Raw genomic sequence first — 15,409 nt, 5'->3', positions numbered from 1 at the left:
ACGTACGGTCATTGATCGTTCCCTGCTGTCGATCATAGTGTCCACTCAGGCGTCCGGCGCAGACCCGCACGGCGCCCAGGGGGCCTGGGGGGTTCTTGTCACACCGGTCTAGCAGTCGGGAGAGTTCGTCTCCTGGCCCTTCTGCCATGGCTCGATCATCCGCGGGTCATCTGAACAGGAGGCAGCACCGATGCTGAGACGTCCACACAGATGGGGCCCGGCCCGGCGGCTGGTGAGCGCGGGCGCCGCCCTGGTGCTCGCCGCCACCGCACTGGCCGCGACCGGCACGGCGGCGCAGGCCGAGACGGGCGCTTCGGCCGGCGACAAGATCCGCCCCGAACTCACCCGCCAGCTCCAGGGCAAGAGCGAGGGCGACTTCTGGATCCACTTCGGCGCCAGGGCGGACCTGAGCAAGGCCGCCGCCATCAAGGACTGGAACGAGCGCGGCGCCGCCGTCGCGGCGGCGCTGAAGAAGACCGCCGCCGGCAGCCAGTCGAAGATCCGCGCCGAGCTGGACCGCTCGGGCACGAAGTACCAGACCTTCTGGGCGACGAACGCCATCAAGGTCACCGACGGCTCATTGGCCCTGGCACAGGACTTCGCCGCCCACTCCGAGGTGGACGGCCTGTACGCACCGGTGGAGTACAAGCTGCCGGAGACCACCCCGGGCACCGACGAGAAGTCGGCGAACGCTTTGGAGTGGGGCATCGCCAACATCAACGCCGACGACGTCTGGTCCCAGTACGGCGTCAAGGGCGCCGGGATCACGGTGGCGAGCATCGACAGCGGCGTCCAGTTCGACCACCCGGCGCTGGTAGACGCCTACCGGGGCAACAACGGTGACGGCACCTTCGACCACGACTACAACTGGTTCGACGCGGCCGGCGACTGTGCCACCGCGCCGTGCGACTCCGACGGCCACGGCACGCACACCATGGGCACCATGGCCGGCGCCGACGGGGCCAACCAGATCGGCGTCGCCCCCGAGGTCAAGTGGATCGCCGCGAACGGGTGCTGCCCGTCCGACGCCGCGCTGATCTCCTCCGGGCAGTGGATGCTGGAGCCCACCGACCTCGACGGGGAGAACCCGGACGCGAGCAAGCGGCCGAACATCATCAACAACTCGTGGGGCACCACGACGCCGTCCAACGAGCCGTTCATGGAGGACGTCACGAACGCGTGGACCGCGTCCGGCATCTTCGGCGTCTGGTCCAACGGCAACAACGGCCCGTCCTGCCAGACCAGCGGCTCACCGGGCAGCCTGGCGAGCAACTACTCGGCCGGCGCGTACGACGTCAACAACAACATCGCCAGCTTCTCGTCCCGGGGCACCGGGCAGAACGGCGAGATCAAGCCGAACATCTCGGCGCCGGGCGTGAACGTGCGCTCCAGCGTGCCGGACAACGCGTACGCCAGCGCCAGCGGCACCTCGATGGCGGCACCGCACCTGGCCGGCGCGATCGCGCTGCTCTGGTCGGCGGCGCCCACCCTGGTCGGCGACGTCACGGCCACCCGCGCGCTGCTCAACGACACGGCGATCGACAAGGCCGACGCGCAGTGCGGCGGCACCACCGATGACAACAACGTCTACGGCGAGGGCCGGCTGGACGCGCTCGCGCTGCTCGCCGCCGCCCCGATCGGGGACAACGGCACGCTCGCCGGCAAGGTCACCGACGCCGCCACCGGGGCCGGGATCGCCGGCGCGACCGTCACCCTCACCGGCGCGGCGGACCGCACGCTGACCACCGGCGCGGGCGGGACGTACTCCTCGCTCCTGCCGGCCGGTGACTACCAGGCGGTCGTCTCGGCGTTCGGGTACGCGACCCGCACGCTGTCGGCGACGATCACCGCGGACACGACCACCACGCTGGACGTCGCGCTCACCGCGGTACCGAGCGTCACGGTCAGCGGTCAGGTCACCGACGGGTCCGGGCACGGCTGGCCGCTGTACGCGAAGGTGAGCGTCGAGGGAACGCCGATCTCCGACTACACCACGCCGTCGACCGGCCGCTACAGCCTGTCGCTGCCGTCCGGGACCACGTACCGGCTCACCGTCGAGCCGCGGTACGCGGGCTACCTGACCACCACCAAGGAGATCACTGTCGGCGCGGGCAACGCGACCGCCGACATCGCGGTGGAGGCGAACCCGGAGGCGTGCACGACCGCCCCCGGCTACACCGTCAGCTCCGACGGTGAGTACGAGACGTTCGACGGCACCGGCGTGCCGGACGGCTGGACCGTCGAGGACAACGCCGGCACCGGTCAGGACTGGGAGTTCACCGACGCCGGTGAGCGCGGCAACCTGACCGGCGGCAGCGGCAACTTCGCCATCATCGACAGCGACAACTACGGCAGCGGCGGGCGGCAGGACACCTCGCTGGTCAGCCCGGTGGTCGACCTGACCGGCGTGACCGCGCCGGTGATCCGGTTCAACCAGGACTACAACTGGCTCAACAGCGACCGCGCGGACGTCGACCTGAGCCTGGACGGCGGCACCACGTGGAGCAACGTGCTCCGGCAGGCGGCCGACGTCCGCGGCCCGCGGGTGACCGAGGTGCCGATCCCGCAGGCGGCGGGCCAGTCGCAGGTGCGGGTGCGGTTCCACTACTACGAGGCGAGCTGGGAATGGTGGTGGCAGGTAGACAACGTCCTCATCGGCAGCAGGCTCGTCTGCCAGCCGGTCCAGGGCGGCCTGGTCCTCGGCCACGTCCGGGACGCCAACGACAAGAGCTACGTCAACGGCGCCACGGTGACCAGCAAGGACCGCCCGGCGGAGAAGGCAACCACCGTCGCCACGCCCGATGACACCGAGCTGCCCGACGGCTTCTACTGGATGTTCTCGTCGCTGACCGGGAAGCACCCGTTCACCGCCGGCGCCGGCAACTACGTGGGTCAGACCAAGCAGGTGACGGTCGAGGAGGACCGGGCCACCGCGGCCAACTTCCAGCTCGCCGCCGGCCGGCTGTCGGTGAAGCCGACCTCGATCACCGGCACGGTCCGGATGCCGAGCGGCAAGGTCAGCAAGACCTTCACGGTGACCAACACGGGCGGGGCCCCGGTCACCGCCGAGTTCGGTGAGCGCGACGGCGGGTTCGTGCTGCACCGGGCCGACGGCTCCCAGCTGTCCGAGCAGGCGCTGCTCGGCTCCACCGGCGCGCCGGTGCAGCGGCTGACCGCCGCCACGTCGTTCGCGGCCAGCTCGTCGGGCAGGTCGTCGAACGCGATCGCCGCCGCCGCACCGCAGGCGGACCCCTGGACCACCATCCCGGGCTACCCGGCGAACGTGATGGACAACCGGGTCGTCACCGTCGACGGCACCGCCTACTCCATCGCCGGTGGCGACGGCACCACGTCGAGCGCCAAGAACTACAGGTACGACCCGATCACCCAGGCGTGGACCGGCATCGCCGACCTGCCCGGCGCGCGCAACGCCATGACCGTCGGCGTGATCGACGGCAAGATCATCGCCACCGGTGGCTGGGGCGCCGCCGGTCCGGACGCCGCCACCTTCTCGTACGACCCGGCGGCGAACACCTGGACCCGCAAGGCCGACAACCCGGCGCCGCGCGCGGCGGCCGGCCAGGCGGTAGCGGGCGGCAAACTGTACGCGATCGGCGGCTGCACGACCGCGAGCTGCACGCCGATGGCCAACTCGGTGGTCCGGTACGACCCGGGCGCCGACGCCTGGGAGACGCTGCCGGCATACCCGAGGTCGGTGGCGTTCCTGTCCTGCGGCGGGATCGACGGCACCGTCTACTGCACCGGCGGCAACGACGGGACGGTCTCGCAGAAGGCCGGTTACGCCTTCGACCCGGGCGCCGGCACCTGGACCGCCATCCCGGACGCGCCGGCCGACAGCTGGGCCGCGTCGTACGCGGTCGCGAACGGCAAGCTTCTGGTCGTCGGCGGGTCGCAGGGCGGCGCCATCACCAACGCCGGCTTCGCGTTCGACCCGGCGACCGGCTCGTGGGCCAACCTGCCCAACGCCAACACCCCCCGCTACCGCGGTGGCGCGGCCTGCGGGTTCTACAAGATCGGCGGTTCGTCGGGCGGCTTCACGGCCACCAAGGACAGCGAGGTCCTGCCCGGCTTCGGCGAGTGCGCCGAGGGCTCGGCCGACGTGAGCTGGCTGACAATCGACACGTCGGCTGTCACGCTGGCGCCGGGTGAGAAGGTCACAGTCACGGTCGGCATGACCGCGGACGTCGACCAGCCCGGTACGTACTCCGCGTCCGTGGTGATCAAGGAGAACACCCCGTACACGGTGGAGCCGGTGGCGGTGACGATGACCGCGCAGCCGCCGACCACCTGGGGCAAGCTGTCCGGCACGGTCTCCGGCAGGAGCTGCCAGGGCGTCACCGCGCCACTGGCGGGCGTGACGGTGCAGGTCGACTCCTGGGCGAACTCGTACACCTTCACCACCGATGCCGAGGGCCGGTACGCCTACTGGATGGACCGGCGCAACAACCCCCTGACGTTGATCGCCGCCAAGGACGGCTGGAAGCCCCAGACGCGCCAGACGAGGATCAACAGCAGTACGCCCACCGTTGAGAACTTCACCCTCTCCCCCAACCGCTGCTGACGCAGCATGCGGCTAGGAGCGGCCCGCCCGGCGCGAACGCACCGGGCGGGCCGTCCCACTCTTGTCGATCGGCTCCCGACGAGATCTTGGTATCAGACGGCCCCCATCGGGGCCCTTTCCTACAGGGGCGTCCCGGGGGCCGGAACTGCAAGATCGCCGGGGCGGGGCGGGCGGCGGGGCGGGGCGGGCGGCGGGGCGGGGCGGGGTTACGGGGTGAGGCGGAAACCTACGCCTCTTACGGCGTGGATGGTGGCGGGGGCGTCGAGACGGCCCAGCTTGCGGCGGAGGCGACGGACCACGGAATGCATGTCCGAGCCCCGCCCGAGGTGGTCGTTGCCCCAAACGGCGCGGTGCAGCCGGGCGTACGTCCACACCTGGCCGGGCGTACCGGTGAGGCAGACGAGCAGGTCGTGCTCAAGCGGCGTCAACCCGATCTCCCGCTCCCGCCAGCGCAGCACCCGCCGGTCGGAGTCGACGGCCAGTTCCCGTGCGGACGGTTCGGCCGGCACCTCGTCGACGGAGGGCCGGTGCGGCGCCGGGGCGAGCGCGGGCCGGCGTACCAGGTCGAGGAAGCGGCGGGCCTGATGGGCACTGGAGACGATCAGGAACGACTCGGTGCCGCCGAGCAGTTGGGCGAGCTGCCGGCGCTCGGCCGACGAGGACGCGATGCCGATGACCAAGGACGGGAGCCCTGTCATCCGTTCCCACCTTTCCGGCAGGCCGAACCACAACGCCGGGCGGTCGCCAGGCACGACGTTGCGGAGGCACCTGGCTTGCGGAGTTCGACCCGAGGGGTGCGGGAGCTGCAGTTTCGTGAGGCTTCGGGGTGAACTACCGGAATCATATAGCCGAGCACCGATGATTGGTATAGCAGTTAACGTCGATGTAACTGGTTGCAACACGGTTGTTCGAGGCGAGATGCGCCGATGCGCCGATGCGCGCGGACCGATGAGAGCCGGGGCGTACGGCGGTCCAATGCGTGTGATCACCCACATGCTCTGCCTGGCCGACGGGACGCCGACCCGCACGGACATCGCGGCCCGCTGCGCCGAACTGGCCGAGGCGTTGCGCGGCCACGACCGGGGCGTGGTGGTGTGCGACGTGTCCGCGGTGACCGCGCCCGACCTGGTCACGGTCGAGGTGCTGGCGCGGATGCGCCTGACCGCGCGGAGGTTCGGCTGGCGGCTGGAGGTACGCGGCGCGGGCGACGACCTACGCGAACTCGCGGGCCTGCTCGGGCTGGCCGGAGCCCTCCTCGAGCCGGTCCGGCAGCCCGAACAGCGGGAACAGGCGGTCGACGTCGAGGAAGTTGTTGAGCGAGGTGATCCGGCCGCCGGAGACGCCGACCACGATCAGCGCCCAGGGCACGTGGCCTGAGCCGTCCGGGTCGCGCCGGTAGTGGCCGAACGCGGGCATGCCGTTGGCGGCGGTCGGCACCAGGCGGGAGCCGCGGCAGCCGCTACCGGTGCCGGACATCCACGCCGCGATGTGCTCGGGGCCGCGCAGCCACAGCGGCAGCGGCGGCATCGACAGCGTCGCGTCCTCGTGCAGCAGCGCGGTGAGCGCCGTCAGGTCGTACGCCTCGAAGGCACGCACGTAACGGGCGAGCAGTGCCTGCTGCTCGCTGTCGAGCGGCCGGCGGACCTCGGCCTCGGTGTCGGCCGAGGCGAGGGTGGCGCGCGCCCGTTGCAGCGCGCTGTTGACGCTCGCCACCGACGTGTCGAGCAGGTCGGCGACCTCCTGGGCCGACCAGGCCAGCACCTCGCGCAGGATCAGCACAGCCCGCTGCTTCGGCGGCAGGTGCTGCAACGCCGCGACGAACGCCAGCCGGACCGACTCCCGGCCGGCGACCACCTCGGCCGGGTCGGCGACCTCGGGCAGCACCCGGTCGTCGGGCGCCGGGCCGAGCCAGATCTGCTCCGGTCGCGGCTCACCGGGGTGGGTGGCGGTACCGCTGCCCGCCGGGCCGAGGTCCATCGGCCGGATCCGCCGCTGGGCGCTGGTGGACATGGTGAGGCAGACGTTCGTCGCGATCCGGTAGAGCCAGGTGCGCAGCGCGGACCGCCCCTCGAACTTGTCGAAGTTGCGCCAGGCCCGGACGAACGTGTCCTGCACCGCGTCCTCGGCCTCGAAGGCCGAACCCAGCATCCGGTAGCAGTAGCCGGTCAGCTCCGACCGGTACGCCTCGAGTTGCGCCTCGACGGGGACGCTCGCCACCTCGCTCACCTGGCTGAAACTAGCCCACATGCTGCCTGAACGCGAGTACGCCGGGCCCGCACCGATGAATCCGCCCCGCCCACCCGGTCCGACAGTGGTCAGGTCACCACGTCCGAGGAGCACCGATGACCACTGCACAGCGCGACGAGACCCGCGCCCCGGGGCGGTACGCCGACGTCAACGGCGTCCACCTCTACTACGAGACGCACGGCGAAGGCCGGCCGATGGTCCTGCTGCACGGCGGTCTCACCTCGGGTGAGATGTTCGCGCCGATCCTGCCCGCGCTCACCGCGAAGCACCAGGTGATCCTGGTGGACCTGCAGGGGCACGGCCGCACCGCCGACGTGGACCGGCCGCTCGACATGGCGCTGATGGCCGACGACGTCGCCGCGCTGATCGATCACCTCGGGCTGGACCGGCCGGACGTGGTCGGTTACTCCCTCGGCGGCGGCGTCGCCCTGCACACCGCTTTCCGGCACCCGGGCAAGGTCGGCCGGCTGGTGGCCGCGTCCGCGCACATCCGCCGCGACGCGGTGTACCCGGAGATGCTGGCGCAGCAGGGCCAGGTCGGCGCCGCGGCGGCCGAGTACATGAAGGACACCCCGATGTACGAGCTGTACCAGCGGGTCGCGCCGCGTCCGGAGGACTTCCCCCGGCTGCTCGACAAGATCGGCGCGGCGATGCGGAAGGACTTCGACCTCACCGAGCAGGTCCGTGCCCTGCGGGTGCCGACGCTCATCGTGGCCGCGGACGCGGACATGGCCCCGCCGAGCCACTTCGTCGAGGTGTTCGGGCTGCTCGACGGCGGGCGGCGCGACGGCGGCTGGGCGGGTGAGGGCCGGCCGGCGGGTGGGCACGCGCTGGCTGTCCTGCCCGGCCTGACCCACTACGACATCGACCGGTCGCCGCTGTTCGCCGCGGTCACACTGGGCTTCCTCGACCGGGACCGCTGACCGGACCACGCCTCCGTCGATCAGGCAGTTGTGGCGCCAGGCCAGAGCGGCATGGTGGACACCCCAGGCGCCGCAAGTCCAAGAGCCGTGGCCGATGCGCTCGTCGCCCGGGGCCGTCCCCGCCCCACTGTCACGCCACCTCGGACGCCGCCCGCCACCACAGCCCGGCCCCGCCCCGCCCCGCCCCCAACCGAACCGGACGGAAACAGCCCGGCCGCGGACCGGCGGTACGGACCGGACCTGTCGACGGTGACCACGTTGCGGGCGGACCTGCGCCCCGGCGGCGCCGCCGAGTCGTACCGGATCGACGCCGGCCCGGCCGCGCTGACCGTCACCGGCGACCTCGCGGGCGTCACGGCCGGGCTACCGGCTGGCCGACCGGATCCGTTCGGGCGCTGAGGTGCTACCGGCGGCGGAGGCGGGCCAGCCGGTCACGCCCAGGCTGGGGCTGCGGTTGACCGATGCCGGCTCGGTCGGCCGTGAGGCGGACCCGGCGGCGTTCGCGACCGGCGACGACTACAGCCTGAACGCCGACGTGGTCACCCCGGCGCTGCTGCCCCGGGCGCCGTGGGTGGACACCGCCGCGGTGGCCCGCATCGACACGCAGTTCCGGCAGTTCGTCGACCACGCGGTCGCGCGGGGCTACAACGGCGTCGTGGTGCCCGGCTTCCTGGAGTACGTCACGTTCGCCGGGGTGGGCGACGGGAACGCGGTCTACCCGGCCGGGGACCCGCACGTCGACCGGGCGCGAGCGATGGTCGCGGCGTTCGGCCCGGTCTTCCGGTACGCCGACGGGATGGGCCTGCGGGTCTTCCTGCTCACCGACATGCTCGCGGTCTCGCCGCCGCTGGAGAGGTACCTGGAGCGGACCGTCGGCGGGCTCCCCGCCGCCGGGATGCCACTCGCGGTGCTCGGCGGGCTGGTCGCGTGGGCCGGCGCGGAACGCGCGCTGACCGTGTGGAACGACCAGATGGCGCTGCTGCCGTGGGGGTTGTCCCGGATCCTCGGCATCACCGTTCATCTGGGCATTCCGACCGGGGTGCCCGGGTACGCGGCCGGCGCCGGGGTGATCCTGGCCGCCGCCGGGCTGCTGCTGTCGGCCGGCCGGCGTGTGCCGCGCCCCGTCCCGGGGTACCGCGAGAGCAGGAGCACCGGTGAGGAGGACGAGATGACCGACCCCAGGTACGCACCGATCGGGCTGGCCGCCGCCGGGCGGCTGGTCCCGGACGATGAGGAAACCGGCGGCGGCGAGGTCGTCGGCGCTGACGACGCGGCTGCGGACGCCGCCCGGGCCGGCGCCGACGTGGACCTGTCCCGGGCCGACCGGGACAGCGACGGCACCCCGGTCGGCGCCGCCGACGCCGAGGCCGACCGCAAGCGCGCCGCCGGCGAGTGACACTCTCCGCCCCGCCACCGCTGCGACGGTGGCGGGGCGGACCCGTCCTCAGCCGTCGACCGGCAACTCCACCTCGGGCAGGTGCCCGAGCGCCCGGACCGCGGTCACCGCCGCGTACCCGTCGGCCAGCCAGGCGATGTCGGTGCCGGGGACCGCGCGGACCGCGTTCTCCTCCACCGCCGTACGCACGAAGCCCTCACCGCGCTCGGCGACCGACACCTGTACCTGACCGAACGGCGCCAGGGTCGCCTGGCGCAGCCCGGCCACCTGATCGGCCGGCAGGTCGGGCACGTTGAGGTTGAGCACCGTTCCCGGGTCCGCGCCGGCCAGCCAGGGCAGCAGCGTCCCGGCCAGCTCGGCGGCCGTCGACCAGTGGCGGGACTCGTCGTCCACGCTGTCGAGCACCGCGATCGCCGCGCCACCGCTACCGACGCTCGCCTGCGCCGGGGTGAGCACGTCGAGCGACACGGCGAGCGCGCGGATGCCGTTGTTGCCGGCGGTCAGCGCCGCGCCGACGGTGCCGGAGTGCAGGACCGCGTGGCCCGCGTTGGCACCCCGGTTGATGCCGGACAGCAGCAGGTCCGGTACCGGCCCGAACACCCCGAGCCCGGCCAGGATCGCGATGTACGCCGGGGAGGCGGCCACCGCGTACGCGGGCACGCCGGGCAGCCCGTCCAGCTCGGTCCCGCGGAACACCAGCCGGCCGTCCTCGGTCACCGCGGACAGCGCCGCGCTCATCCCGCTCGCCTCGGCCTCCGGCGCCGCGACCACCACGTCCATGCCACGCTCGTACGCGGCCCGGGCCAGCGCGCGGATGCCGGGAGCGTGCACGCCGTCGTCGTTCGTCACCAGGATCCGGGGCGGCCGGTCAGCTGTCATCGTCGCCACCGTCCAGTCGGGTCAGCCGGACCCGGGCGGCCAGTTCCCGCACCGCCTCCGCCCGGCCGGTGCCCAGCCCGTGCCGGGTCACGTTCAGCGCGCCGGCGGCAGCGCCGATGTGCAGCGCCTCCCGCAGGTCACCGCCCCGGGCCAGCACCGCTGCCACCCCGGCGGTCATCGAGTCACCGGCGCCCCGATGGTCGGCCAGCTCCAGCGGCGGGGCGTGCACGAGCAACGGCTCGCCGTCCTCCGGCAGCGCCAGCGCGGGCTCCCCGGCGCGGCTGATCAGCACCGTGCGCGCGCCGCGTTCCTGGCATCGGCGGCCGGCGTCGCGCAGCGCCGCCACGCTGTCGTCCTTGGCCAGGCCGTCGTCGAGCAGCTCCTCGTGGCTGACCTTCAGCACTGCCACACCGCCGTCGAGTACCGCCTCCAGGTACGGCCCGGACAGGTCGGCCACCACCGTCCCGTCGTTGGCGCTCAGGTCGGCGGCGAGGCGGCGGTAGATATCCGGGTCCACCACGCACGGGTCGGCCGGCCCGCTGAGCACGCTGACCGGGGCGCGCAGCCCTTCGGTGAGCGCGACCGTGTACAGCTCGTCGATGTCGTGCCGCACCATCGGCGCGCCCGGGTGCTCGGCGATCTCGGTCCGCTCGCCGTCGCGCCGGTCGTGCACGTACCAGCCGGTGCCGGATTCCCGACGCACCACCCGGACCGTGACGTCCTCGTCATCGAGCAGCTTGCGGACCGCGTCGCCCACCTCGCCCCCGAGGCCCACGCACAGGGTCACCGGTACGCCGAGCGCGGCGATCATCCGGGTCTGCCACACCCCCTGCCCGCCCGGGTGCAGATGCAACTCGGTCGCCTCGCCCTGCTGCTCGATGGTCACCGTCAGCAGCGGGGCCGGGGCGAACACCATCACCTTGTGGTCCATTCGTCGGTGATGCCCGCTGACCGGCCCCGGTAATCCCCAGCTCAGCGCGGCCGCGCGGCGGTACGGCGGCGCCGCAGGTACGGCAGCGCGAACAGGTAGAGGCCGCTGATCAGGAGCAGGGCGAGCGGAAGCAGCGGCACGTAGGAGACCCACACGATCGGGTCCTTCCGGGCCAGCGCGACGAAGGTGATCACGACAGTCACGGTGAAGGCGACGGAGAACCAGCGGTGCAGCTGGCGGATGCGCGTGTCCATGGGTCGACGACCTTTCCCCGGTGGCCTCCCCGGCGGGGAGGCCCGTGCCGGAAACGCTAGGTCCGGGCGCCCGCCCGAGGCTTCTCGATTCCTGACCGGTCCGCGGGACGGTTTGCCGGGCAGCCCTACCCTGCCGATAACAGCAGCCGATGCCACGGGGGCAGGCATGCAGATCATCGAACACAGCATCGTCGGCACCCGCTCCGCCGTGCTCCGCCTACGCCGGCCCGGCAACCGGGTGGAGTTCCTGGTGTTCCCGATGCTCCACGTGGCGAGCCCGGGGTTCTACGCGGCGGTCACGAAACGGCTCCGCGAATGCGACCTGCTCGTCGTCGAGGGCGTCAGCGGCCGGTCGGCGGTCGGCTCGGCGTTGACACTCACCTACCGGATCATGCCGGCCAACCGGCGCTCCGGCCTGGTGACAGACCCCATTCCGTACGCGTCTCTCGGCGTCGAGGCGCTCAACCCGGACGTGTCGGCGCAGGAGTTCGCCCAGGGCTGGCGGGCGATGCCGCTGCGGTACCGCCTCCAGATGCGGCTGGTAATCCCGTTCGTGACGGTGATGCAGTTCTTCGGCGGCACCCAGCGCCTGCTCTCGCCCGAGGTCGAGGTGAACGACCTGCCGTCGGCCACCGACGAGCGGTACGCCGACCACGAGTTCACCGAGCACACCGAGCGCGCGCTCGGCGGCGAACGCGACGAGCGGCTGCTCGCCGCGTTGTCCGAGCTGATCCGTTCCCGGTCGGCGGAACGCATCGACGTGGCTGTCGTGTACGGCGCCGGGCACGTGCCGGCGATCGTGCGCGGGCTCTTCGAACTGCACGGATACCGTCCACGCGCCGCCGAATGGCTCACCGTGCTGGAGCGGTGACCGCGGCGCACAGGCGGAGTGCCCGCGCATGCGAACCTGATCAGTCAGCCGCCAGCTCGGGCCGGTGCTCCTTGATCCATTTCTGCACGTCCGACTTCAGCCAGACCTTGCCCTGCACCAGGTCAGCCACCGGCTCCGGGAAGTTGCGGTGACTGGTGATCACGTAGACGCGCTGCTTGCTGATGCCACCCAGCATCACGCGGATCTCGGCTGCGCCCACCAGCTCCATAGGTCGGACGCTAGACAGTTGCCCTGGCTCCTTGACTCAAGTCAACGCCTCGGTCACCGTATGGGTATGCCGACTCCCTCGCCGACCCAGGGCCGCCCACCCAGAGCGATCCGGCCGCACGTGGCGATCCGGCCGCTGTGGCTGTGCCGGGTCTGCGCCGGCCCGTGGCCGTGTCAGCCCGCGCGCCTGCTGTTGCTGCTGGAGTACCGCCGCGACCGGGTGGCGCTGTCGATCTACATGGCTGGCTGCCTGTTCGACGCCACCGCCGACCTGCTGAGACTCAACCTCGATCCGGGCCCTCGCCCCGACGAACTGTTCCACCGGTTCGTCGCGTGGACGAGACACCTCTGAGCGAGCAGGTCACTCCCGTCCCGCCGCGTCCGCGGACCAGTCGTCCACCCGCACCCGCCGGGACGCCGGGCTCACCGTGTCGGAGCGCCGGACGAACCCGGCGACGGCGAGCGCGCCGATCGTGGTGGCCGCCGCCGCGGCGAGCACCAGCAGGGTGGTCTCCACCTGCACCGTACGCATGTGTTCGCCGCCCCCGGCCGTGGCGGACGCGTAGCGGACGGCCGCGAGCGGGTTGAGCACCACCGCGGCGATGCCGGCGGTCCACGCCGCCGCCGGTAGCCGCTCGTCGCCTGGGCGCACGATCCGCCGGGCGGCCCACCGGCCGAGGGCCGCGAACGTGACGAGCAACGTGACCGGCAGCAGCCAGAGCACGGCGGGCAGCAGGTCACGCAGGGGCACCACGGCGTCGAGCAACTCCACCAGGAAACCGGAGCCGTCGTGGGTCACCAGGCCGATCCGGTGGCTGTAGGCCGCGAGCGCGACCACCGTGCAGCCGATGTGGACGAAGATCAGGGCGACCAGAGCGGACAGTGCGGCACGGCGGGCGGACACCGGCCCGAGGTTACCGCCCGCGCGCTCCGGCGGTGGGCCGACAGCGCCGGGACGGTCAGACGCTCAGGGCCAGTTCGGCCACCTCGGCGGCGCAACCCCAGGACAGCGTCACCCCGGCCCCGCCGTGTCCGTACGCGTGCACGAGCCGCCGGTCCGCCGGGTCCACCTCGACCCGGGGGCCGCCGTGCCGGGCGGGCCGCAGCCCGATCCGCTCCCCCAGCAGCGGCGCGTCCGCGAGCTGCGGCACCAGCGCCACACACCGGCGCCGGATCGCCGCCGCCTCCTCCAGGTCGGGGCGGGTGTGCCCGACTCCCGCCTGGTAGGTGCCGCCGAGCACGACGTCGTGCCGGCGCGGGTGCACATACGTGACGCCGGCCGGGTCGTCCTCGTCGCGCACCGACACGGTCAGGCCCGGGTTCGCCACCAGCAGGACGTGCCCGCGCGCCGGGAACACGGCCGGGTCGGCGGCGAGGCGGCCGGCGGCCAGTCCGGTCGCGTTCACCACGACCGGCGCGACCTCGTACGCCTCGGCGAGCGCGGCCAGCGCACGGCGCACGATCCGGCCCCCGCCCGCCTTTAGGCGCTGCCGCAGCCAGGCGAGGTAGCTGGACATCTCCACCGACGGGGCGGTGAACCGCAGCAGCGCGGTGTACGGCGGCTGGGCCGGCTCCGCCGTCAGGTCGCCGCAGGCGTCGGCCCACCAGGGCGGCCCGGCGTAGCGGTGGCGCAACCACATCCGGGTGGGCCGGTCGACCACCCCCGGCACGCCGTCGGCGGCCTGGCGGCGCAGCTCGGCGTGGGTGTCCCGGGCCCAGCGCAGCACCCGGGGATCCGCCTCGGTGTGGCTCGGGTACCAGACTGCGGCGGCCACCGTCGACACCGTGTCCGCCGGGTCGTGGGCGGTCAGCACTGTGACGTGTGCGCCCCGCCGCTGGAGCGTGAGCGCCGTCGTCAGGCCGACCACGCCGCCGCCGACCACCACCACGTCCGCCTTCGTCATGATCCGCTCCCGTCGCCCGTACCGTCGTCGTCCCGCCGATCGTCGCCGCCCGGCGTAGCCGTTGTCCAAGACGGGGCAGCACACGGGCTAGCCACGGCTGATGCGGCTCGGCTCCGAGGAGCTGACCGCGCACATCGTCACCGCCGTCAACGCGGCGATCGGCGGGCTGCGGGCTGCGGGCTGCGGGCTGCGGACCGACCCTGCCCCGCAGGTCGCGGACATGTCGCAGTTGCGGAACAGTTGCAGGAGGTACTCCCGCCGAGACGGACGCGTCATTCGGCCACCGACGCGGGCACCGCCGGTGCGGCGCGGTCCGCGCCGGTCAGGCCCGCGACGAGCAGCAGGTACGCGGCCAGCTCCACCACCGCCGTGAGGGCAGGTACGGGCTGCGGCAGCATCCGGGTGGGTGTGACTGCGTACCAGGCGAACAGGGCGGTGCTGTCGACCGGATAGGGCAGCGGCACCGCCCCGATGCCGGCGTCCAGCAGCGGCAGGGCGAGCACCGCCAGCAGTGCCGCGCCGGTCGCGGCGAGCCGCCGGCCCCGCCCGGCGAGCAGCACGGCGAGTGCCAGTGCGGCGAGTGCGAGCGCCAGCGGCGGCAGCACCGCGAGGACGAGCGCGGGCACGACATCGGCCTGGTCGTGCCCCGGGCCGCCCACCCGGGTCAGCGTGGTCCCGGTGCGGACCTCCACGACCCGGGTGCTCGCGGCGACGGCGGTGCCGATGTCGGTGACCCGGACTGCCGCGTACCCGACGACGGGGGCGGCGGCGACCGCCGCGGCGATCAGGTGCCGGCGCCGTCCGCGGCCACGGAACGCGACCAGCAGCACCGCCACCGCGGCCAGCGTCGCCCAGCTCCCGTCGAGCGCCGCGTCGAAGCCGGCCGTACGGTCGAAGGCGCTGTCGCCGCCGCCGTACACCACCCAGCCGAAATCCCCGGCGCCCGGCTCGGCCGGCATGGTGCGGACCGCGTCCACGATCAGCGGTACGAACCCCACCGGCACCGCCCAGCGCGGAGCCGGCAGTCCGGCGGCGACGGCGTACGCGAGCAGCAGCGCCAGGCTCAGCACCTCGGCACCGCGCCAGAGCGGGGCGGCCACCAGGACGCCGACGACGTGGGCGACGGCGGACACCGCCGCGAGGATCAGCAGCAGCGGAGCCCGACGCACCGGCGGATTCTTGCACGACACACCG

At 73.1% G+C, this 15,409-nt stretch carries 16 protein-coding genes and 1 pseudogene; 7 read left to right on the top strand and 10 right to left on the bottom strand.

All coding sequences use genetic code 11. The annotated features are described in order from the left end of the window. The first annotated feature begins 190 nt into the window (after positions 1-190). Positions 191-4,582 carry a S8 family serine peptidase gene (locus C569_RS0114370; protein ID WP_026268144.1) on the top strand — a complete coding sequence of 1,464 codons (4,392 nt, stop codon included), beginning with the start codon at positions 191-193 and terminating at the stop codon, positions 4,580-4,582. Between the two features lie 206 nt (positions 4,583-4,788). Here C569_RS0114370 and C569_RS0114365 read toward each other — a convergent pair whose 3' ends face one another. Then, a complete protein-coding gene (locus C569_RS0114365) occupies positions 4,789-5,280 on the bottom strand; it encodes a winged helix family transcriptional regulator (RefSeq protein ID WP_026268143.1) in 492 nt (163 codons plus the stop codon). On the opposite strand from C569_RS0114365, the pseudogene C569_RS35055 reads away from it, so the two are divergent. Then, positions 5,249-5,764: pseudogene (locus tag C569_RS35055) on the top strand (hypothetical protein); the annotation flags it as partial. The gene C569_RS0114365 and the pseudogene C569_RS35055 overlap by 32 nt on opposite strands. 30 nt (positions 5,765-5,794) lie before the next feature. Here C569_RS35055 and C569_RS0114360 read toward each other — a convergent pair. Next, the gene (locus C569_RS0114360; RefSeq protein ID WP_026268142.1) at positions 5,795-6,829 is read right to left on the bottom strand and encodes a sigma-70 family RNA polymerase sigma factor; all 1,035 of its coding nucleotides are present in this window, start codon (positions 6,827-6,829) and stop codon (positions 5,795-5,797) included. A gap of 95 nt (positions 6,830-6,924) precedes the next feature. Here C569_RS0114360 and C569_RS0114355 point away from each other — a divergent pair, with 95 nt between their 5' ends. From C569_RS0114355 to C569_RS34285, 3 genes are all read left to right on the top strand, one after another. After that, a complete protein-coding gene (locus tag C569_RS0114355) occupies positions 6,925-7,752 on the top strand; it encodes an alpha/beta fold hydrolase (RefSeq protein ID WP_018786476.1) in 828 nt (275 codons plus the stop codon). An 87-nt stretch (positions 7,753-7,839) separates the two neighbouring features. Further along, entirely contained in the window at positions 7,840-8,151 is a 312-nt protein-coding gene (locus tag C569_RS33730; RefSeq protein WP_196806729.1) for a hypothetical protein, read from the top strand. A gap of 55 nt (positions 8,152-8,206) precedes the next feature. Beyond that, positions 8,207-9,148 (top strand): hypothetical protein, encoded by a 942-nt coding sequence (locus C569_RS34285; protein ID WP_231394794.1) that lies wholly within the window; start codon positions 8,207-8,209, stop codon positions 9,146-9,148. Positions 9,149-9,196: 48 nt separating this feature from the next. Here the strand turns inward: C569_RS34285 and surE are convergent, their stop codons facing one another. From surE to C569_RS0114330, 3 genes are read right to left on the bottom strand one after another with little or no spacing between them, the layout of a single operon-like run. Continuing rightward, positions 9,197-10,027 (bottom strand): 5'/3'-nucleotidase SurE, encoded by an 831-nt coding sequence (surE, locus tag C569_RS0114340; protein ID WP_018786473.1) that lies wholly within the window; start codon positions 10,025-10,027, stop codon positions 9,197-9,199. Continuing rightward, positions 10,017-10,943, bottom strand: coding sequence for a 1-phosphofructokinase family hexose kinase (locus tag C569_RS0114335; RefSeq protein ID WP_036345869.1), 927 nt, complete (start codon positions 10,941-10,943; stop codon positions 10,017-10,019). Before C569_RS0114335 ends, surE begins: the two co-directional genes overlap by 11 nt. Before the next feature lie 56 nt (positions 10,944-10,999). Further along, the gene (locus tag C569_RS0114330) at positions 11,000-11,212 is read right to left on the bottom strand and encodes a hypothetical protein (RefSeq protein WP_018786471.1); all 213 of its coding nucleotides are present in this window, start codon (positions 11,210-11,212) and stop codon (positions 11,000-11,002) included. A 166-nt stretch (positions 11,213-11,378) separates the two neighbouring features. On the opposite strand from C569_RS0114330, the gene C569_RS0114325 reads away from it, so the two are divergent. After that, positions 11,379-12,083 carry a hypothetical protein gene (locus C569_RS0114325; RefSeq protein WP_018786470.1) on the top strand — a complete coding sequence of 235 codons (705 nt, stop codon included), beginning with the start codon at positions 11,379-11,381 and terminating at the stop codon, positions 12,081-12,083. Between the two features lie 40 nt (positions 12,084-12,123). On the opposite strand, the gene C569_RS0114320 is transcribed toward C569_RS0114325, so the two are convergent. Next, a complete protein-coding gene (locus C569_RS0114320; protein ID WP_018786469.1) occupies positions 12,124-12,312 on the bottom strand; it encodes a hypothetical protein in 189 nt (62 codons plus the stop codon). Between the two features lie 66 nt (positions 12,313-12,378). Here C569_RS0114320 and C569_RS0114315 point away from each other — a divergent pair, with 66 nt between their 5' ends. Then, entirely contained in the window at positions 12,379-12,663 is a 285-nt protein-coding gene (locus C569_RS0114315) for a hypothetical protein (RefSeq protein WP_196806728.1), read from the top strand. A 9-nt stretch (positions 12,664-12,672) separates the two neighbouring features. Here C569_RS0114315 and C569_RS0114310 read toward each other — a convergent pair whose 3' ends face one another. From C569_RS0114310 to C569_RS0114295, 4 genes are all read right to left on the bottom strand, one after another. Beyond that, a complete protein-coding gene (locus C569_RS0114310) occupies positions 12,673-13,215 on the bottom strand; it encodes a hypothetical protein (RefSeq protein ID WP_018786467.1) in 543 nt (180 codons plus the stop codon). A 55-nt stretch (positions 13,216-13,270) separates the two neighbouring features. Further along, positions 13,271-14,215, bottom strand: a complete 945-nt coding sequence (locus tag C569_RS0114305; protein WP_018786466.1) for an FAD-dependent oxidoreductase — start codon at positions 14,213-14,215, stop codon at positions 13,271-13,273. 87 nt (positions 14,216-14,302) lie between these two features. Next, positions 14,303-14,491 (bottom strand): hypothetical protein, encoded by a 189-nt coding sequence (locus C569_RS33170; RefSeq protein ID WP_018786465.1) that lies wholly within the window; start codon positions 14,489-14,491, stop codon positions 14,303-14,305. After that, positions 14,488-15,384, bottom strand: coding sequence for a hypothetical protein (locus C569_RS0114295; RefSeq protein WP_036345866.1), 897 nt, complete (start codon positions 15,382-15,384; stop codon positions 14,488-14,490). The genes C569_RS33170 and C569_RS0114295 overlap by 4 nt, the downstream gene beginning before the upstream one ends. Positions 15,385-15,409 lie beyond the last annotated feature (25 nt).

It is taken from the genome of Micromonospora sp. CNB394, assembly GCF_000374985.1.
Taxonomy (GTDB): Bacteria; Actinomycetota; Actinomycetes; order Mycobacteriales; family Micromonosporaceae; genus Micromonospora; species Micromonospora marina.
Note: the sequence above shows the minus strand (reverse complement) of the source record. Positions and strands in the feature narration are given on the sequence as shown.